This is a genomic window from Candidatus Defluviilinea proxima (assembly GCA_016721115.1).
Lineage (GTDB): Bacteria > Chloroflexota > Anaerolineae > Anaerolineales > Villigracilaceae > Defluviilinea > Defluviilinea proxima.
Genome location: JADKIW010000001.1, coordinates 1,882,450 through 1,901,874, shown reverse-complemented (window position 1 = coordinate 1,901,874; position 19,425 = coordinate 1,882,450). Strand labels below are relative to the sequence as shown.

The 19,425-nt window shown below is 50.4% G+C and carries 15 protein-coding genes and 2 pseudogenes; 4 read left to right on the top strand and 13 right to left on the bottom strand.

What is annotated here, in order from left to right; all coding sequences use genetic code 11:
• Positions 1 to 7: 7 nt before the first annotated feature.
• Together IPP66_08800 and IPP66_08795 are read left to right on the top strand one after the other, a co-directional pair.
• Positions 8 to 577, top strand: a complete 570-nt coding sequence (locus IPP66_08800; protein ID MBK9925378.1) for a hypothetical protein — start codon at positions 8 to 10, stop codon at positions 575 to 577.
• Positions 574 to 888, top strand: coding sequence for a winged helix-turn-helix transcriptional regulator (locus tag IPP66_08795; protein MBK9925377.1), 315 nt, complete (start codon positions 574 to 576; stop codon positions 886 to 888). The genes IPP66_08800 and IPP66_08795 overlap by 4 nt, the downstream gene beginning before the upstream one ends.
• 160 nt (positions 889 to 1,048) lie before the next feature.
• Here the strand turns inward: IPP66_08795 and IPP66_08790 are convergent, their stop codons facing one another.
• The 6 genes from IPP66_08790 to IPP66_08765 form a co-directional block, all read right to left on the bottom strand.
• A complete protein-coding gene (locus IPP66_08790; GenBank protein ID MBK9925376.1) occupies positions 1,049 to 2,617 on the bottom strand; it encodes a hypothetical protein in 1,569 nt (522 codons plus the stop codon).
• Positions 2,618 to 2,732: 115 nt separating this feature from the next.
• Positions 2,733 to 3,791 (bottom strand): 3-isopropylmalate dehydrogenase, encoded by a 1,059-nt coding sequence (gene leuB, locus IPP66_08785; GenBank protein ID MBK9925375.1) that lies wholly within the window; start codon positions 3,789 to 3,791, stop codon positions 2,733 to 2,735.
• Positions 3,792 to 3,888: 97 nt separating this feature from the next.
• Positions 3,889 to 5,445, bottom strand: a complete 1,557-nt coding sequence (locus IPP66_08780) for a citramalate synthase (GenBank protein ID MBK9925374.1) — start codon at positions 5,443 to 5,445, stop codon at positions 3,889 to 3,891.
• 71 nt (positions 5,446 to 5,516) lie between these two features.
• Positions 5,517 to 6,098, bottom strand: a complete 582-nt coding sequence (leuD, locus tag IPP66_08775; GenBank protein MBK9925373.1) for a 3-isopropylmalate dehydratase small subunit — start codon at positions 6,096 to 6,098, stop codon at positions 5,517 to 5,519.
• Between the two features lie 7 nt (positions 6,099 to 6,105).
• Positions 6,106 to 6,900 (bottom strand): methyltransferase domain-containing protein, encoded by a 795-nt coding sequence (locus IPP66_08770; GenBank protein MBK9925372.1) that lies wholly within the window; start codon positions 6,898 to 6,900, stop codon positions 6,106 to 6,108.
• Positions 6,897 to 7,637, bottom strand: coding sequence for a class I SAM-dependent methyltransferase (locus IPP66_08765; protein MBK9925371.1), 741 nt, complete (start codon positions 7,635 to 7,637; stop codon positions 6,897 to 6,899). Before IPP66_08765 ends, IPP66_08770 begins: the two co-directional genes overlap by 4 nt.
• Before the next feature lie 68 nt (positions 7,638 to 7,705).
• Here IPP66_08765 and IPP66_08760 point away from each other — a divergent pair, with 68 nt between their 5' ends.
• On the top strand, positions 7,706 to 8,422 hold the full coding sequence (locus tag IPP66_08760; protein MBK9925370.1) for an HNH endonuclease: 717 nt from the start codon (positions 7,706 to 7,708) through the stop codon (positions 8,420 to 8,422).
• A 2-nt stretch (positions 8,423 to 8,424) separates the two neighbouring features.
• On the opposite strand, the gene leuC is transcribed toward IPP66_08760, so the two are convergent.
• From leuC to ilvD, 7 genes and pseudogenes are all read right to left on the bottom strand, one after another.
• Positions 8,425 to 9,837, bottom strand: coding sequence for a 3-isopropylmalate dehydratase large subunit (gene leuC, locus IPP66_08755; protein MBK9925369.1), 1,413 nt, complete (start codon positions 9,835 to 9,837; stop codon positions 8,425 to 8,427).
• Positions 9,838 to 9,943: 106 nt separating this feature from the next.
• On the bottom strand, positions 9,944 to 10,114 hold the full coding sequence (locus tag IPP66_08750; protein ID MBK9925368.1) for a hypothetical protein: 171 nt from the start codon (positions 10,112 to 10,114) through the stop codon (positions 9,944 to 9,946).
• A 12-nt stretch (positions 10,115 to 10,126) separates the two neighbouring features.
• Positions 10,127 to 11,772: pseudogene (locus tag IPP66_08745) on the bottom strand (2-isopropylmalate synthase).
• A gap of 76 nt (positions 11,773 to 11,848) precedes the next feature.
• Positions 11,849 to 12,901, bottom strand: coding sequence for a ketol-acid reductoisomerase (gene ilvC, locus IPP66_08740; GenBank protein ID MBK9925367.1), 1,053 nt, complete (start codon positions 12,899 to 12,901; stop codon positions 11,849 to 11,851).
• A gap of 79 nt (positions 12,902 to 12,980) precedes the next feature.
• Positions 12,981 to 13,552: pseudogene (gene ilvN, locus IPP66_08735) on the bottom strand (acetolactate synthase small subunit).
• Positions 13,553 to 13,626: 74 nt separating this feature from the next.
• The gene (gene ilvB / locus IPP66_08730) at positions 13,627 to 15,312 is read right to left on the bottom strand and encodes a biosynthetic-type acetolactate synthase large subunit (GenBank protein ID MBK9925366.1); all 1,686 of its coding nucleotides are present in this window, start codon (positions 15,310 to 15,312) and stop codon (positions 13,627 to 13,629) included.
• 42 nt (positions 15,313 to 15,354) lie between these two features.
• Entirely contained in the window at positions 15,355 to 17,025 is a 1,671-nt protein-coding gene (gene ilvD / locus IPP66_08725) for a dihydroxy-acid dehydratase (GenBank protein MBK9925365.1), read from the bottom strand.
• Positions 17,026 to 17,481: 456 nt separating this feature from the next.
• On the opposite strand from ilvD, the gene IPP66_08720 reads away from it, so the two are divergent.
• Positions 17,482 to 19,407 carry a GHMP kinase gene (locus IPP66_08720; GenBank protein ID MBK9925364.1) on the top strand — a complete coding sequence of 642 codons (1,926 nt, stop codon included), beginning with the start codon at positions 17,482 to 17,484 and terminating at the stop codon, positions 19,405 to 19,407.
• The last annotated feature ends 18 nt before the right edge of the window (positions 19,408 to 19,425 follow it).

Sequence of the window (19,425 nt, the reverse complement as noted above, 5' to 3'; positions counted from 1 at the left end):
GGGCGTTATGTCAAAAAGAAAAGTATCGCTCATTCAAGCCTCAATATTTTATGTGGGAATACTGATCTTGCTTATTGCACTGTCCATCCCGGCAACAGTATATGCAGATGCCCCTGTTCCCCCTCCTGATAATGGTACATGCATATCCTGCCATGAAGATCTGTATTTATTGCACGATACAGGGAATTGGTTCTGCCTGAAAGAGTCGCCCATGACCTGCGTGGATTGTCATGGCGGCGATTCAAATACATTGGTCAAAGATCTGGCACACGCTGACCGCACACCACATCCCATTTTGAACGAGGATGTTTCCAAGTGCCAGAAATGCCACCCTGATCAATACAGCGAACGTGTACAAATGTTCAGCAAGACTGCAGGTGTTAGTAAGATATTGGTTGCGGCACCTTATAAGCCAGCCTACTCCAGCGAATCCATACCAGTAACAGGTCAGCAGGTTCAGGAAACCAATCTATGGACCAAAATCATGAGTGCTTTCTTCATTCTGTTCATTGTTAGCATCATGCTTATCACCTATATTATTTACAGGGTTAGAAGAACAACAAAGGGGAAATCGTGAAAGATTCAATATTTGATATACAAGCTAATTTTTGCAAAGTGATGGGGAATGCCGCCCGCCTGCAGATCATCCATGTCCTGCGGGAGCACTCCATGAACGTCAGTGAGATCGCGCAAGCAACAGGTTTTTCTCAACCCATGGTCTCACGTCAGCTTGGCACGCTCCGCAATGCAGGTATCGTCCAAAACAAAAGACAAGGGACCGAGATCAATTATCAATTGGCAGACAAGAACATCGTTGAAGTTTGTGACCTTGTCCGAAAAGTGTTGACAGCCCACGCACAGAAGCAATCCGAATCTCTTCGGTCATAAAAGGTGTTTACCACCTCCTTTCGTCAACCTTGCAGTGTCCCCATGGGCAGGGATACTGCAAGGTACAGGAGGTCAACGCGTTTTGATATCTCTAACAAGATAAACAAAGACCCCGATTGAGTTATCGGGGTCTTTGTTTAGTTCACATCATGTAATAGGTTTACTCAAAATTATCCCGGTAATCCTCATCCTCCATCCCACTCCCATACGGGTACACGGGGCGTTCTTTTTTGTCGCCGCCAAATATCCCTGAAAAAAGAGGATGGATGCACAACTCATCATCGTGGCTGATCGCGATCTCGTGCGCTACCGTGTATTCGAAGTTACCCTTGATATATACTTCCGTGGCCGTGCCTTTGATCACCCTCCCCACCGCACCAATCTCCATCAACATACGCTGAAACTCAAACAGGTTGTCACCATCGAAGACCGCTTTACCACGACGGGTATAGACCTGGTGTAGTTCACCGACAGAGAATTTATGTCCCAGTTCAGGAATACACCGCTTGCAAACTTCTTCTGCATTCGGGTAGATCAACTTGAAAGCGACAAAGATCTCGGTCACAATGCGCTCCTCCACCTGGCGGATGCCATTGAGAATGCGCCTCTCGCTGATCGGGAATGGATTCAGACTCTGCGTCCCATTACCACTCTTGAAAATGGAGTTCAGCAATATCAGAAAATGACGTGGCAATAACTGAGTGTGTCGAAGAATATAAGAGATCGTTTCTTCCTGAAAGCCTGCCTGGTTATATACAGTTTTAGGAAGCACAGCGTTGAAGAGCGTCATCGCATCAGACCGCTTGGTAGTATCCAACGGAAGCAATCTCTTCAAATAGTCAGGGTAAAACAATTCGAGGTAAAGCATCAAACGTTGCGCGCCGATCAAGATCAATTCCGTGGCCGTCCATTGCAATTTCAATGAGCGGCGGAAATCCTTGTTCGGGTTGGACGAAATCTTGATGATACGGCGATACAGCTCGGTCGGTAGACAGAAGCGGATGTCCACCACATCACGCGGCTTGTTCATTGCGCCCACAAACTTGAGCAATCCTTGAAGTGAATAGGCAACTGAATTAATCTCGAGTTGAAAATTATCAAGCGAATCCATCAAGATCACAAAAGTTTTACCGGAGTCCTTGAGGCTCCCCTCCACAGCCGAAACCGTGCTCTTAAACATGGCACGATCAAAACGTCGCAGAATTTCTGAAAGACCATCCTTGGGCTCAGCTTGCACAACATCATCGAACATGCGGGCCATTTTCCATAGCACATCATCCACAGAGCCGGCATCCCGCACACCTATCTTCTCAAGATACATGCTGACGAGACTTAATTTCTCTTGTGACAAAAATGATGAATTTCGGACTTCGGATAATACACACACCCACAAGATCGTTTCCCACAACTCCGCAAGTGTCTCAGGAAAGACCGCATCCTTCACCAATCCCTGAATGACCTTCGAGATATGCATCAACGCATGGTCAGTACGAATCTCCGTATGGAAATCATATTTTTTATCAAAAAAGACCGTTCGCAAATAGGATGTTTTCCCTGAACCTTTGCGCCCCATAATGATGGAAGGACGATGCCGCATATTGCGATAGATCCAGTTGTGCTGTTCGAACAGCTTTAACTGGGCATCCACATCCTTCGGGTCTATATCGGTCGAGTCAATCGGGCCAAACGGTTCGTCTTTTGTAATATAAGGTTTGACTACACTATCCATTATTATCCTATCCTCCTTACCATTCCGAATCCATTTGGACGATTATACAACTAAAAAGACTTCGAAAACCCCAAAGCGGTTCCCGAAGTCTTTTCACAATTAAGTAAAAGTTACATCACAAATACTTGATGATCTCGTCCGCCATTTGGCGTGTGGTCAACTTGCCACCGATATCCGCTGTCCGTGCGCCATCGGTGACTGCCTGATGGACCGCTTTTTCCACAGCTTCGGCCTCTTTTTCCAACTTGAACGAGTAGCGCAACATCATCGCAGAGGAAAGGATGGTGCCGGTCGGATTGGCAATTCCCTTGCCCGCGATATCCGGTGCTGACCCATGGATCGGTTCATACAACCCGACGCCTGCTTCGCCCAAACTGGCCGAAGGCAACATCCCCATCGATCCTGCCAAAACAGACGCCTCGTCTGTGAGAATGTCGCCGAACATGTTCTCGGTCACCACGACATCCATCCATGCGGGGCCGGTGATGAGGCGCATCGAAGCAGTATCCACAAGCGTGTGCTCTAATTCGATATCGGGATTCTCCTTCCCGATCTTGGTTGCGATCTGCCGCCACAAACGGGATGATTCCAACACATTCGCTTTATCGACAGAGGTCACTTTCTTTTTGCGTCCGCGCGCGAGGTTGAAAGCCAAATCCACAACACGTTTCACTTCGTAGTCGTAATATTCGAGTGTATCCACCGCGCGTTCACGGCCATCTTTGATGTCACGTCCCTTGGGCCAGCCAAAATACAAGCCGCCTGTCAATTCACGCACGACCATGATGTCCACACCTTCGAGTTTCTCACGTTTCAATGGCGAGGCATCGATCAAAGCGGGGTGAACCTTCACAGGGCGCAAATTGGCGAACACGCCAAGTCCCTTACGGAGAGCGAGCAGTCCGCGTTCGGGGCGATCCTTTGCGTTGGGGTCATCCCATTTGGGGCCGCCCACTGCACCGAGCAGAACCGCATCAGCGGCTTTGCAATCAGCCAGCGCTTCATCAGTCAAGGAAGAGCCGTGTTTATCAATGGAGCAACCGCCCATTAACTGCTCAGTGTATTTGAAGGTGTGATTGTATTTGCTGGCTACTACATCCAGCACGCGCACGGTTTCAGCGACCACTTCTGGTCCGATACCGTCGCCGGGGAGGAGGGTAATGTTGAAATTCATGTATGTTCCAATCCGTAGGGGCGAGGTTCTCTCGCCCCATTCACGAGATTTTCCTCATGCATTGGGCAGGGAAACCCCACCCCTACAAAAAAATTATTTAATGTGCCACGACCAAACCGTACTCGAACGAATCGGCGAGCGCGCGCCAAGATGCATCGATGATATTCGTGCCCGCACCAACGGTGCTCCAACGGCTGGTGGAATTCCTTGTGTCGATCAATACGCGCGTGATGGCTTCTGTGCCGTGATCCGAATCCAAGATGCGGACCTTGTAATCGGATAAGTGGAAGTTCGCCACCTGCGGATAATACCCAGAGAGGGCTTTACGCAGAGCAAGGTCAAGTGCATTGACGGGACCATTTCCTTCGGCAGCGGTATGCAATACTTCACCCTGCACACGGACTTTAACCATGGCCTCTGCAAAGATACCACGACCTGTGCGATGCTCCACATTGACGAAAAAGTCGATTAACTCGAATGGAGGTTTGTATCCATATTCCTGTCGTTTCAACATAATCGTGACCGAGGCCTCAGCCGCTTCAAAGGAAAAGCCGCGTGCCTCCAATTCCTTGATCTCATTGAGAACTGGCAGAACTTCTTCACCTTCTACTTCTACACCATGTTCTTCGGCCTTGCTCAACAGGTTACCGCGACCAGAAAGGTCAGAGACAACCACACGCATCTTATTGCCGATCAGTTCAGGAGTCACATGTTGATAGGATTGTGGCGAACGGCGCGTTGCCGCTACATGTACACCACCTTTATGCGCAAATGCAGATTTACCCACGAAAGGCAGGTGTTCGTCTGGCGTGATGTTCGCCACTTCCGCCACGAAATGAGAGAGTTCATATAAACGTTCGAGATGTCCCTTAGGCAGACATTCATATCCCATTTTGAGTTCGAGGTCTGCCATGATGGAAACAAGATTGGCATTCCCACAACGTTCCCCCACCCCGTTGATGGTGCCCTGTACCTGGATTGCGCCTTCGCGGATGGCGATCAACGAATTGATGACCGCGCACTCCGAGTCGTTATGAGTGTGGATCCCGAATGGATGGTTGAGAGCAGGCTTGAGGTCCCGAACGATGCGCTCTACTTCCCAGGGCAATGTACCGCCGTTGGTGTCACACAATACGACAGTCTCTGCACCACCACGGACCGCGGCTTGCAACGTTTCGAGGGCGTAGGATGAATCCGCTTTGTAGCCATCGAAGAAATGTTCAGCGTCATAGATCACGCGCTTACCGTTCGTCTTGAGATACGCAACGGACTGTTCGATGATGCGCAGGTTATCTTCGTTGGTGGTTTGCAAAACTTCCTTGACGTGAAGCGTCCACGTTTTGCCGAAGATAGTACAGACAGGCGTTTTCGAATCGATCAATGCTTTGATGTTGGCATCGTCCTCAGGTCCGCCTTTGACGCGGCAAGTGGAGCCAAACGCGGCGATGAGCGAGTTCTTCCATTTCATATCGCGTGCGCGTTCGAAGAATTCAACATCTTTTGGGTTGGAACCGGGCCAGCCACCCTCGATGAAGGCAACACCAAGTTCGTCCAATTTTTGCGCGATGCGGATCTTATCGTTCGCCGAAAGATTGAAACCTTCAGACTGTGTTCCGTCGCGCAGGGTCGTATCGTAGATTTGTATTTTTTGCATAGTCAATTACTAGAGAGTAGAGAATAGAGAACAGTGATTGTTCTCGTTTCCTTCTCTCTGTTCTCCATTCTCTATTTTCTGCTTTCAAATGCCGCGATCTCTTTTTCAAAGCCCATGATGTAACCAAGTTCATCCACACCGTTGAGCAGGCACGCTTTATTGAATGGGTCAATCGGAAACTTCACAGAGCCATTCTCGAACGAAAGCGTCTGCGATTCGAGGTCAACTGTGAACTCGGCGTTCGGCACTTCTTCGAGATAATCGAACAACATCTTGTGTGTTTCTTCATTCACGATGATCGGAATGAGACCGTTCTTCAAAGAGTTGTTACGAAAGATATCCGCAAAGGATGTGGAGATAACAGCACGGAACCCATAAGCAGTGAGCGCCCAGGGAGCATGTTCACGGCTCGAACCACAACCGAAGTTGTCACCTGCCAAAAGAATTTGGCAACCCTTCGATTCGGGTTTGTTGATGACAAAATCCATGTTCGGGGATTTGTCGTCGTTGTAGCGCCAGTTATAGAACAACGCATCAGCGAGACCATTCTTGTCGGTGACCTTCAAGAATTGCGCTGGGATGATCTGGTCCGTGTCAATATCATTGACCGGGACGGACATAACGCGGGAGGTAAGTTTTGTGAATTGAGCCATATGAATCCTATTCCTTTTTTGCTTCGACTTCCAACCGTATCATCTGCACATGGATAATGCCATCAGATGAAGGTGGATTTGTTGTTAGATATAAATCAACTACTTGCTTGAGAAATTCCTGATGTTTTTCTTCTGGGACTCGTCGGATGTAAGGCAACCATGTAGTCCGTAACCAACCTTCAAAAGCAGAGCGGTCAACATGCGCCATGTCCTTCGGGATCAATTCCATGCGCAGCGGAACAAACCCCGCAGCAGGAAGCCAATGAGTATATTCTTCCGTTCCATAAAAGCTATACGGAAATTGAAAACCAATAAAATAATCAAGCCACTCCGGCGCCGAACGTATTTCATCCATGGCAGTGATCACCTGAGCGGCATTGCCACGCCCACCCATTTGAAACAAGATCTTGCCATTGGGCTTCAGAGAATCCGAAACGCCGCGCAACACCGAAGGATGATCCGCCACCCAATGCAGAACAGCGTTCGAGAAAACCACATCGAATTCATTGTGGAAATTCAAGTTAAGCGCATCCACCACCTGAAAACTCAGGTTTGGGTATTCACCTGAAGTAAAAAGTGACTTCGCAAGTTCTATCATCTCAGACGAAGAATCTACGCCCATCACGTATCCATTCGAAAGAACGGATGCGATCTCGGCCGTCACTTTGCCATCGCCGCAACCAAGGTCAAGCAAATGCTCATTCCCCTGCAAGTCCATTTTGGCAATGAGTTCACGAGCCCAACGCTGTTGCACGGCCGAACTTTTTGCATAGTCCGCGGCATTCCATGTAAATGTTGTCATGCGCGAACCTCTAGCGGACGCCGACCGCCAAATACGGCGAGTTCATAGATACGCATATAACAATCCACTTCTTCGTAACCGATCTCACGAAGCCAGTCGCATTGTGTATTCACAGACAAAAGAATATTGGAATCCTTATCTGGGCGGTTCATGAAAGTATCAGCGACTTCTTCGCGCGTCTTTAAACTGCCTTTCGATTTTTCCTGCTCATACCAATGATCAATGATGTGGCTATTGAATAGGTCGGTCACAAGTTGTGCGCTGGCGGCAATATGCTCAATGTTGACAAACCATCCACCGGGTTCGAGCAGGGAATAGATCTCTTGATAGATCTCACGTTTGCGGATGTCAGGCTGGTGGTGAATCGAGTAACTCGAAACAATCGCGTCAAACGGACCGTAAGCCTGCATCCTGTTTACCCAGTCCTTATCGCCATAATCAAGATTTTCAAAGACGATCTGTCCCGTAAAGCTTTTAAGCTGTTCACGAGCCTGAGAAAGCATGGGCTCAGAAAAATCTGCAAACACGCCACGCGCGGACGGATATTCACCCAGGATCGTAGCGCCGAGGATCCCATCACCGCAACCGAGGTCAATAAAATTCCTGACAGGTTGCTTCCGTGACTTGAGGATCGACATCATGATACCGATCTGTTCCGGCACCAATGGAATTGCGACACGCGAGGACAAATAGCGATTTACGACGGCGGATTGTTTCCAGACTTCATCTGTGACCATGATATTTATTTTACTTATCTCCTTTCCAAATTCATTTATACTGTGTCATTATTTTTCAGGAGAAAATAATGATGATTGTTTATCAAAACGGCATTGCAGGAAAAATCTGTGCAAACCCTGAATGCGGATGGAAACCGCTGAGTGAGTTCCATCCACGAAAAGTGCTTGGCATGCCCGCTGGCGACGGCTATAAATCACGGTGTAAAGAATGTTGGAATGCACAAAAACGCGCTGAACGTGCGGCAAAACCAAATGAATATAAAGCAACCGCACGCAAATATGTTGAAGCCAACAAAGAACATATCCGTAATCTCAAACGCTCTCACCAACAAGCAAATCCTGAGCGATATGCTGAAATAGACCAAAAATGGAAAGCAACACATCGCGAAGAAATCAATTCAAGAGCCCGTGACCGTAGACAAGAAGATATTGAACACTATCGAGAAATTGGGCGGAAATCTTATGAACGTCATGCGGAAGAACGGCGCAAATATTCTCTTGAGTATTACAAACTTCATCCTGAAAAATCAGTTGCTGCTACCAACCGTCGTCGCGCCTTGAAATACGCATCTGAAAGCACACACACAGAAGAAGAGTGGCTGGAATTAAAAGCCTTCTACAACTTCAAATGCCTTCGTTGTGGCAAGCAAGAACCCGAGATCAAGTTAACTCGTGACCATGTTATTCCACTTACACAGGGCGGTTCAGATTCAATTGATAACGTTCAACCTTTGTGTGCTCGTTGCAACAGTAAAAAGAACAACAAGCACATCGATTACCGCTAGTATTATTTCATCATTATTCGCGGATCTGTTACAACACCAGTGATAGCAGTAGCCGCAGCAGTGATGGGGCTTGCAAGGAATGAGCGACCACCTTTGCCTTGACGGCCTTCGAAATTTCGATTGCTAGTTGAAACACAGTATTGCCCAGGAGTTAGGAAATCCGGGTTCATCGCGATACACATACTGCATCCGGCCTCGCGCCACTCACCGCCAGCTTCTTTGAAAATTTTATCGAGACCTTCCTGCTCGGCTTGCTTCTTCACATCCTGCGAACCGGGTACAACCATGAGGCGCAATCCATCAGCAACTTTCTTGCCTTTGAGAAAAGCAGCTGCAAGACGTAAGTCCGAGATGCGGGAGTTGGTGCAGGAACCGATGAAGACCACATCCACTTTTTGGCCGAGTAAGGATTGACCGGGTTGAAGGCCCATGTAGTTCAAGGCTTTTTCAAAAGCGGCTTTCTGCGAAGGTTCCGTTAAGGATTCAACCGTAGGAACGCGATCTGTGATCTTCATGCCCATACCGGGATTTGTGCCGTAAGTAATCATCGGTTCGATCTCGTCGGCATTGAGCGTGATGGATTTGTCGTAGACGGCACCTTCGTCACTGGGTAGAGTCTTCCAGTAGGCAACGGCTTTGTCCCAGTCTGCACCTTGAGGCGCGAACTCGCGGCCTTTGAGGTATTCGAAGGTCACTTCGTCAGGGGCGATCATGCCAGCGCGCGCGCCACCTTCAATGGACATATTACATATGGTCATGCGCTGTTCCATCGAGAGTGAACGGATGGCAGAGCCGGTATATTCGAAGACGTGACCCGTTCCCCCACCGACACCGATCTTGGCGATCAAAGCGAGGATGATGTCCTTGGCAGAGACACCCGGAGCAAGAGTCCCTTCCACACGGACTTCGTATGTTTTAGGTTTGTTCTGCAAGAGACATTGAGTCGCAAGCACATGTTCAACTTCGCTTGTGCCGATACCAAATGCCAAGGCGCCAAATGCGCCGTGTGTAGCGGTGTGACTATCACCGCAGACGATGGTCATGCCGGGTTGAGTGCGTCCGAGTTCGGGACCGATGACATGCACAATGCCGCGGTGCGGACTGGTCATGCCGTGCAGGGTGATGCCGAATTCGGCGGCGTTGGTTTCCATTTGTTTGATCTGCGCCGCGGCTATTGCATCCGCGATCGGAACACTGACGGGAGTCGTTGGGATGGAATGGTCCATCGTGGCGAGAGTCTTATCGGGGCGGCGGACTTTGAGTCCACGCTGGCGCAGACCGGTGAAGGCTTGCGGTGAGGTGACTTCGTGCACGAGGTGCAGGTCAATGTAGAGGACGGCGGGGGCGCCTTCCTGTTCGGTGACCACGTGGGAGTCCCAGATTTTTTGGAAGAGTGTTTTTGGTGTATTGGTCATAGTGTCCTTTGGAGATGTAGACAGTTATATACGTTACACAGATAGACAAAAAGCATGTTTATCTGTGTAACTGTGTACTTGTTTTCGTGTCTACATGTTTACGTATTTACGCTTTCGACTCGCTATCAGCTGAATCAATTTCATTCGTAACAGAATCAATCGTCGACATGGAAAGAAGCGCGCTCATGTCCCAACCTTTGGGAATGGTGCGAGGCTCAGGGAATGGGTCAAGGTTATGGGACTGAGTAACGTCCCGATCTTCATTTTGAATAGTCATGATATTTTCCTTTTATCCCAACATCACGCCGTGCGATTGATTCTCGTGAACAGGGTTGACGCCTTCGGTCTGCGCGATGATGAGTTTATTCAAGGCGTTGATATACGCCTTGGCACTGGCAACGATGATGTCGGTATCTGCGCCATGCCCACCATAGATGCGGGTGTATGGCAATTCGCTTTGCGCATCCATGGTACTGTAGCCGTTGTTTTCGCTTGAATACGAACGGTGACTTCTCCAAGCGCATCAATACCTTCGGTGATGGCATGAATGTTGAACTCAAGCAAAGTACAAGGAACTTCAACGATAGAGTCGATCGCTTTGTAGGTCGCATCCACAGGTCCGGTGCCAATGGCAGAGACCGTATGAATTACACCATCGGGTCCCTTCAAGCGGACAGCGGCAGTAGGCATGCCCATCGTTCCGCATGCGACTTGCATTCCCACGAGTGAATACACATCGCGTGGTTTATAGAACTCATCGGCGATCAGGGCTTCGAGATCGAGGTCGGTGATGATCTTCTTGCGATCGGCCAGTTCCTTGAAACGCGCGAAGGCTTTATCGAGTTCCACTTCATCGAGCGAATGTCCCATTTCAGCGAGGCGGTTGCGCAACGCGTGGCGACCCGAGTGTTTGCCCAACACAAGGTTGGTCGAGCTGACACCCACATCTTCAGGGCGCATGATCTCATAAGTAGTCTGGTGCTTGAGCATGCCATCCTGATGAATGCCCGCTTCATGCGCGAACGCATTTGCACCGACAATGGCCTTGTTCGGTTGCACAACAATACCCGTGTAATTGCTGACGAGTTTGCTGATACGCGAAAGTTGTTGTGTATCGATACCCGTTTCCAATTCGAAAACAGGATGACGGGTCTTCAACGTCATCACCACTTCTTCAAGCGAAGTATTGCCTGCGCGTTCACCGATGCCGTTGATCGTCACTTCGGCCTGGCGCGCGCCCGCTCGAATGCCAGCCAATGTGTTTGCCGTAGCCATACCCAGGTCATCATGACAATGCACCGAGATCGTGATGCCATCATGCATTCCAGGCGTATTCTTGATGATGCCATCGATCAATTTATAATATTCATCGGGCGTGGTGTACCCAACCGTATCAGGAATATTCAACGTGGTCGCGCCAGACTTGATCGCTTCGCCCAGCACCACATACAGAAACTCGGGTTCAGAGCGTCACGCATCTTCCGGTGAAAATTCAACATCCGCACAAAACGATTTGGCATATGCAACCATCTCTGAAACACGTTGGATAACATCTTCAGGATCCATCTTCAACTTGTGCTTCATGTGGATCGCAGATGTGGCAAGGAATGTGTGGATGCGCGGTTTCTTCGCGTCTTTGACGGCTTCCCACGCTTTGTCAATATCGGGTTTGTTGGCACGTGCCAAGCCAGCGATGACGGGAACTTTCGCGTCAGGCTGACCTTCAGGCGGGTTCCCCACTTCAACCGCTATGCGTCTGACAGCTTCGAGGTCGTCTGGTGAAGCGGCAGGGAATCCTGCTTCGATCACATCTACCCCGAGGCGGGCCAGGTTCTGCGCGACCTCCAGTTTTTCAGCGGAAGTCATTGTCGCGCCGGGAGATTGTTCACCATCGCGTAAAGTTGTATCGAAAATACGAACATAATTATTGGTCATAGGGTCGTCCTTTCAAGACGATGGATGATAGACCACTGACCATCCATCGTCCATGGTCAATCGTCTATCGTCAGATCTACTTCTTCCAATTTTCAGGTCTCAAAGAACGGACCGCTGCGCCTGCGCGCCACATTTCAGAATCACGGAAAGCGGCAAGTTCCTTTTCGAGCTTCGCGCGATAATCGGGGCGGCTGTTGGCTTCGAGTGTGATGCGTGCTTCGTTGCCGGTGACAACTGATTCATACAAAGCATCGAACACAGGCGCAACCGCATCACGGAAGCGAGGGTGCCAGTCCAATGCGCCGCGCTGGGCGGTGGTGGAACAGTTGGCGTACATGAAGTCCATGCCGTTCTTGCCCACCAGGCGGATAAGAGATTGGGTCAGTTCTTCGACAGTTTCGTTGAAGGCTTCTGATGGGGAATGTCCATGCTTGCGGAGAACGTTGTATTGTGCTTCCATCATGCCGGAGAGAGCGCCGATGAGAATACCGCGTTCGCCGGTGAGATCACTATATACTTCATTCTTGAAAGTGGTCGGGAATAAATATCCTGCGCCGGTGGCGATGCCCAGCGCGATCGTGCGCTCCGTAGCGCGACCGGTCGCATCCTGGTGGACAGCGAAACTGGCATTGATGCCAGAGCCTTCCAGAAAGTTTTCACGGACACTGCGTCCCGAACCCTTCGGTGCAACCAATGCCACATCCACATGCGGAGGCGGGATGACGCCGGTATCATCTTTGAAGGTGACCGAGAAACCATGCGAGAAGTACAGCATGTCCCCTTCATTGAGACATTCCACGATCTTGGGCCACTGTGAACGCTGGCCAGCATCGGACAATAAGTACTGAATGACTGTGCCTTTCTCCGCGGCTTCTTCTACGCTGAAAAGAGTCTTACCGGGAACCCAACCATCTTCGATGGCCTTGTCCCAGTTCTTTGTGCCTTCGCGCTGGCCGATGATGACGTTGATGCCATTGTCGCGCATGTTCATCGCCTGCGCGGGTCCCTGCACACCGTAGCCCAACACCGCCACGACTTCGTTCTTCAAAACTTCACGCGCCTTCTCAAGTGGGAATTCCTCGCGTGTTACAACTGTTTCTTCTGTGCCACCAAAATTGATCTTTGCCATGATAATAAATTCTCCTGTTTTATTTGTATTCTTGATTATAGGGGCGACCAATTGGTCGCCCCTGCCGTCGTTTTCAATCTTACGCAGCTATCTTTCCTACGGTACTATCGCCGCGTCGCACATCCTCATAATGCCGGTCGCTCATGCCGGGCATGCGGCGCACACCATCATGGACACCGCGCGTCATCGAGACCTGTCCCGTGCGGACCATTTCCACGATGCCGATCGGGCGCAGGAGTTCGATCATGCCTTCGATCTTGTCCTCAGTGCCGGTGATCTCCACGATGACCGAGTCCACGCCACGTCCACGATGCGGGCGCGGAAGATCTCAGCCAGTCCGTTGACTTCGGCGCGGCGTTCGGGCGCAACCTTTACTTTGATCAGCGCCAGGTCACGGGTCACATTGGGTTGATGCGTGACGTCCTGCACATCGATCACGTTGACCAGCTTGTACAGATTCGCTTCGATGCGATGCGCATCCATATCACCGTTGGGACAATCCACCACGATGGTCATGCGTGAGACTTCGGGATTCTGAGTCCGCCCGACAGCCAGCGATTCAATATTGAAATTGCGGCGGCGGAACAGCGATGCCACGCGGTTCAACACGCCGGGTTTGTTTTCTACTAATGCGATAAAGGTGTAGTTCATTTCACTTCTCCATTTGCAACAATTACCAATTACTAATTACCATTCACTCATAACTCGTAATTGGGAATTAGTAATTATGACTTCACTGGTCTTCTGATCATCTCGTGCAACGCCGCGCCGGTGGGAACCATCGGATACACTGCATCCTCTTGCTCCACCTTGAACTCCAACACAACGGGTCCCTTTGTCTTGCGAGCCCATGCAATGGCTTCGTCCACTTCTTCGCGTTTGGTCACGCGCCGTGCAGGGACGCCATGTGCATCTGCAAGCTTCACAAAGTCAGGCGTGAGCATGTTCACAGCGGAGTAGCGCTTCTCGAAGAAGAACTCCTGCCACTGACGCACCATGCCAAGGAAGTTGTTATTCATAATGGCGATCTTCACGTTCGCGCCTTCTTGAACAGCGGTGGTCAATTCTGCAGCAGTCATCTGGAAACCGCCATCACCTGCCACCGCCCAGATCTCCTGATCCTTGGCGGCGAACCACGCACCGATGGCAGAGGGAAGGCCAAAGCCCATCGTCCCAGCGCCGCCTGAAGTGAGCCAGCGATTCGGTTTTTCCAATTGATAGTATTGTGCCGCCCACATCTGATGTTGACCGACGTCCGTAGTCACAATTGCACCGCCGCCTGTCGCCTTCCAAATATCGGAGATGAGATGCGCCACATACAACTTGCCATCCTCCTCCCAATTCATAATGGAGCGCGAGTCGGCTTCGTTCTTCCAGCCGTTGATCTCTTCGAGCCATTCATCGTGATCGTATTCATCCACAAGCGGGATCAGATCGCTCACGACAGTCTTCACATCACCAACCAAAGGCACATCGATAAACACATTCTTGTGCATTTCAGAGGGATCGATCTCAATGTGGATCTTCTTGGCGCGCGGCGCATACGTTTTCAATGTACCGGTCACGCGGTCATCGAAGCGCATACCGAAAGCCAGGATCAGATCTGAATTCTGGATCGCATTGTTTGCATACGCTTCACCGTGCATACCCATCATGCCAAGGCTCAACGGATGCGAAGCCGGGAACGCGCCCAGTCCCAACAGTGTGCTTGCCACCGGCGTTTGCGTCTTCACTGCGAACTGCATCAACGCTTCTTCAGCTTGCGACATGATCACGCCATGTCCGCACAGGATGATCGGCTTATGCGCCTTCTCGATCAATGCCACCGCATCATCCAACAAATTGCGCGGCGAACGCGTCACGGGTTGATAGCCAGGCAATTTTGGTTCATCGGGATACACAAACTCACACGATTCAACTTGTGCGTTCTTGCAAATATCCACCAACACCGGACCGGGTCGTCCACTGCGTGCGATATAAAATGCCTCGCGGATCACTGTAGCAATGTCTTCGGCACGCGTGACAAGATAATTATGTTTCGTGATCGGCAGAGTAATGCCAGTCACATCCACTTCTTGAAACGCATCGCCGCCGATCAAATGCGCCGCGACCTGTCCCGTGATGAACACAACGGGAACCGAATCCATCATCGCGGTCGCGATGCCCGTCACCAGATTCGTCGCACCGGGTCCTGAAGTTCCCATCGCCACGCCAACCTTGCCAGAAGCGCGGGCATATCCATCCGCCATGTGCGCGCCGCCCTGCTCATGCCGCACCAACACATGATGGATCGGATAATTCAACATCGCATCGTAGATCGGCATGTTCGCGCCGCCCGGATAACCGAATACCACTTCCACACCCTCGCGCACCAAACACTCCCAAAGAATTTCTGCACCTTTTTTCTTCATGCTCTTCTCCTTATGTAATATCCGTTCTCAGACGTGCGTTAATTAATCCGTTGCCAACACCGCGCCTGTATCTGCGCTGGTGACAAAATACGAATACCGCTTCAACCACTTGGATGTGACTTTGGATTCAAACGGAGGCAACGCATCCAGCCGACTCTGGATCTCCGCCTCGCTCAATCTCACATTGAGGCTGCGTGCCACCAAATCGATTTGGACGATATCCCCAGCCTTCAACGCCGCAATCGGACCACCCGCCGCAGCTTCGGGTGAAACGTGACCGATACAGGCACCGCGCGTGCCACCGCTGAAGCGACCATCGGTGATCAACGCGACCTTATCGCCGAGTCCCTGCCCCATGATCGCGGACGTGGGCGAGAGCATCTCCTGCATCCCCGGTCCACCTTTCGGACCTTCATAGCGGACAACGACACAATCACCGGCTTTGACCTTGCCAGCCAAGATTCCAGCCATCGCTTCGTCTTGTGATTCAAAGATCACAGCAGGGCCTTCGAACTTCATCATCGGCGCACTCACGCCACCGACCTTTACCACTGCGCCTTTGGGAGCCAGGTTGCCAAATAGAATCGACAATCCACCGCGCTTGGAGTGAGCATTTTCATAACGTCGAATTACTTCTTCATCTTGAATATCTTTGCCTTGAATGGATTCCCCCAGGGTCTTGCCTGTCACTGTCAAACGATCAAAGTGCAACATGCCTGTCCCCCGCTGGACTTCGTTCAATATCGCAGGGATGCCGCCTGCGCGATGCACATCTTCCATATGCCACTTACCAGCGGGACTCACCTTGCAGATGTGCGGCACCTTATCTGCCACGGAGTTGATGCGCTCGAGCGGATAATCCACACCCGCTTCGTTCGCTAATGCCAGTGTGTGCAACACGGTATTAGACGAACCGCCCATCGCCATATCCAGCGCAAAGGCATCGTCTATGGCTTCGGGGGTCACAATATCACGTGGCTTGATGTCGCGTTCGATCAAAGTCATTACTTGTTTTGCAGCGGCTTTCGCTAACGCTTCACGCTCAGGGGTCTTTGCTAATGCCGAGCCGTTATAAGGCAGGGCTAAACCAAGAACTTCCATGAGGCAGTTCATCGAGTTGGCGGTAAACATCCCGGAGCAAGAGCCGCAAGATGGGCAGGCAAATTTCTCGAGCAGCGTGAGGCGCTTTTCGTCGATCTTGCCCGCTGAAAACGCACCGACACCTTCAAAGACGGAGATCAAATCCAGCACTTCGCCTTCGGGCGTCATGCCGGCTTTCATCGCTCCGCCAGAGACAAAAATGGTCGGCACGTTGACGCGCATCGCGGCCAGCAACATGCCCGGCACGATCTTGTCACAGTTCGGGATGCAGACCATCGCATCGAAACGATGTGCTTCGATCATGGTCTCGACGCAGTCAGCAATTAATTCACGGGAAGGAAGCGAGTACTTCATCCCCATGTGACCCATTGCGATACCATCATCCACGCCGATGGTGTTGAACTCGAACGGCACCCCGCCCGCCGCGCGGACAGCATCCTTTACCAGTTTGCCAAATTCCTGTAAATGCACGTGCCCAGGCACGACATCCACATACGAATTGACGATGGCAACGAACGGCTTGTTGAAATCCTCGTCCTGCAAACCAGTGGCGCGTAACAACGCACGATGAGGCGCCTTTTCATATCCTTTTTTGACCATATCTGAACGCATGATTGCTCCTTGATTGACCCAGCTAAACTTACGTTTGCAAACAACACCTGTAAACAATAATCGTCTCGAACGGAGTTGCCGGGCGTTGAATTGACTTACAAAAAGAGCCGCCCGTGGTTAGGGCGGCTCTTTGTTTTCACTCAGTGTTTTACTTCGTTCTCACCGTTGCCATCCTAACCACAAATAAGTCCTTGATAATAAGGACTACAATAAGGACGACAATAAGCGAGAGGGAAAACAGTGTGTTCATTGGCTGGTTGTTTCGCACGATTATAGGCTCATTTGAGAATAAGTCAAGGGTTATTCCATAAAACTATGAACCATTGCCGAACAAGCCACATCATGGTAATTTCAACCCTAAGTACATAATAGTTGTAACATCTTAAAATGAAAAAATATTGACTGTCCCTCTTGTCACGGCTACACTTACAGTATTCTACAATAAGGATTATTCACATGAAAATTTTCGTACCAGGGCGTATTTGTTTATTCGGTGAACACTCAGATTGGGCGGGCGGATATCGCCGCATCAACGCAGATATTGAAAGGGGTTATACATTGATCTGCGGCACCGATCAAGGCATCCATGCCGATGCATCCTCACACCCAACATCCCTGATCCTTTCTACAGTATTGCCAGATGGTACAAAGGTGGGTCCTTATGAGATACCCATGGAACCAAAGGCTTTGCTAGAAGAAGCAGGCAAAGGGACATTCTGGAGTTACGCCGCTGGCGTAGCCTATCAAGTGGTTACCAATTACCGTGTACGCGGACTCATTATCGATAACTATCAAATGGACCTCCCCATCAAAAAGGGACTGTCCTCCAGCGCTGCCATCTCTGTGTTGACCGCACGCGCCTTTAACCGTGTCTACGATTTAAAGATGACTGTTCGCGGTGAAATGGAACTTGCCTATCAAGGCGAGATCACCACCCCCTCCCGCTGTGGTCGCATGGACCAAGGGTGTGCTTTCGGGAACCGTCCCGTATTGATGACCTTCGACGGTGACCGCTTGGACACAGAAGAAATACAGGTTAACGCAGAACTTCATTATGTACTCGTTGATTTGCATGCCAAAAAAGATACAGTCGAGATCCTCGCCAAGTTAAATAGAAGCTATCCCTTCGCTGATAACGAATTGGAAGAGGGTGTTCAAGAACTGCTCGGCCCTATCAACAAACGGATCGTTAATCAGGCAAAGGAAGCACTCCACGCTGGCGATGCACAAAGGCTTGGCGCATTGATGACCGAAGCACAAGCTTTCTTCGATAAATATGCCACACCTGCCTGCCCCGAAGAACTGACCGCGCCTGTCCTGCATAAAGTATTGAACTACGAACCTTTGAAACAACATATCTGGGGTGGCAAGGGTGTCGGTTCACAAGGTGACGGCACTGCTCAATTCCTGGCTCGTAGTGAAGATGACCAACAGGCCATCATCGAGATCATCGAACGGGACCTCAACATGTCCTGCCTCAAGTTATCGCTCAAGCCGGCGCACAAGGTCCGCAAGGCGTTGATCCCTGCCGCAGGCTACGGGACTCGTATGTTCCCCGCTTCGAAGGCCACAAAGAAAGAACTCTTCCCAGTCATTGACCGTGACGGTATCGCCAAGCCCGCCATCCTCCTTATTGTGGAAGAGGCGCTACAGGCAGGCATCGAGGAAGTCATTATCATCGTACAAGAAGAAGATCTCGATGAGTTCCGCTTCCTCTTCAACGAACAAATTTCCATCGAGAACTACAACAAACTGCCTGCCCACTTCAAGGACTATGCACGTTATCTATTGGAGATTGGGCGACACGTCAAATTCAGCATACAAACAAGGCAAGAAGGTTTCGGTCACGCCGTATATTGCGCCCGCGAATTGATCGGCGATGAACCTTTCCTCTTAATGCTCGGCGATCACATCTATCGCTCCAACACCGAGCGAAATTGTGTCCAACAACTCATGGATGCTTATCACCAACATGGCACAAGCATTGTCGGCTTGAAGCGCACGCCCGAATCACAGATTGCCGCATTCGGCACAGTGGCAGGCGTATGGCTCGAAGCCGAAGAACTGCTCAACGTCACTGAGTTTGCCGAAAAACCAAATACCGATTACGCACGTACGCACCTGCTCGTGCCTGGCCTTCCTGATGGTGAATATCTCACACTGTTCGGGCAATACATTATCAAACCGCAAATCTTCAACTATCTCGAAGAACATATCCACAACAACGTGCGTGAAAAAGGCGAGTTCCAACTCACATCCGCCATTGACCGCCTGCGACAAGAAGATGGCTTCCACGGTTTGGTCATCAACGGCAAACGTTACGATATTGGCCTGCCCGATTATTATCTTGAGACACTCAAAACTTTCCGCACAGATGATTAACCTTGACTCATTTCCGTC

Coding starts and splice junctions, on each gene's coding strand:
- IPP66_08800 (MBK9925378.1), top strand. CDS start 8: ATGTCAAAAAGAAAAGTATCGCTCATTCAAGCCTCAATATTTTATGTG.
- IPP66_08750 (MBK9925368.1), bottom strand. CDS start 10,114: ATGACTATTCAAAATGAAGATCGGGACGTTACTCAGTCCCATAACCTT.
- IPP66_08720 (MBK9925364.1), top strand. CDS start 17,482: ATGAAAATTTTCGTACCAGGGCGTATTTGTTTATTCGGTGAACACTCA.
- ilvD (MBK9925365.1), bottom strand. CDS start 17,025: ATGCGTTCAGATATGGTCAAAAAAGGATATGAAAAGGCGCCTCATCGT.
- leuC (MBK9925369.1), bottom strand. CDS start 9,837: ATGACCAATACACCAAAAACACTCTTCCAAAAAATCTGGGACTCCCAC.
- IPP66_08770 (MBK9925372.1), bottom strand. CDS start 6,900: ATGACAACATTTACATGGAATGCCGCGGACTATGCAAAAAGTTCGGCC.
- leuD (MBK9925373.1), bottom strand. CDS start 6,098: ATGGCTCAATTCACAAAACTTACCTCCCGCGTTATGTCCGTCCCGGTC.
- ilvB (MBK9925366.1), bottom strand. CDS start 15,312: ATGAAGAAAAAAGGTGCAGAAATTCTTTGGGAGTGTTTGGTGCGCGAG.
- ilvC (MBK9925367.1), bottom strand. CDS start 12,901: ATGGCAAAGATCAATTTTGGTGGCACAGAAGAAACAGTTGTAACACGC.
- IPP66_08790 (MBK9925376.1), bottom strand. CDS start 2,617: ATGGATAGTGTAGTCAAACCTTATATTACAAAAGACGAACCGTTTGGC.
- IPP66_08765 (MBK9925371.1), bottom strand. CDS start 7,637: ATGGTCACAGATGAAGTCTGGAAACAATCCGCCGTCGTAAATCGCTAT.
- IPP66_08760 (MBK9925370.1), top strand. CDS start 7,706: ATGATGATTGTTTATCAAAACGGCATTGCAGGAAAAATCTGTGCAAAC.
- leuB (MBK9925375.1), bottom strand. CDS start 3,791: ATGAATTTCAACATTACCCTCCTCCCCGGCGACGGTATCGGACCAGAA.
- IPP66_08780 (MBK9925374.1), bottom strand. CDS start 5,445: ATGCAAAAAATACAAATCTACGATACGACCCTGCGCGACGGAACACAG.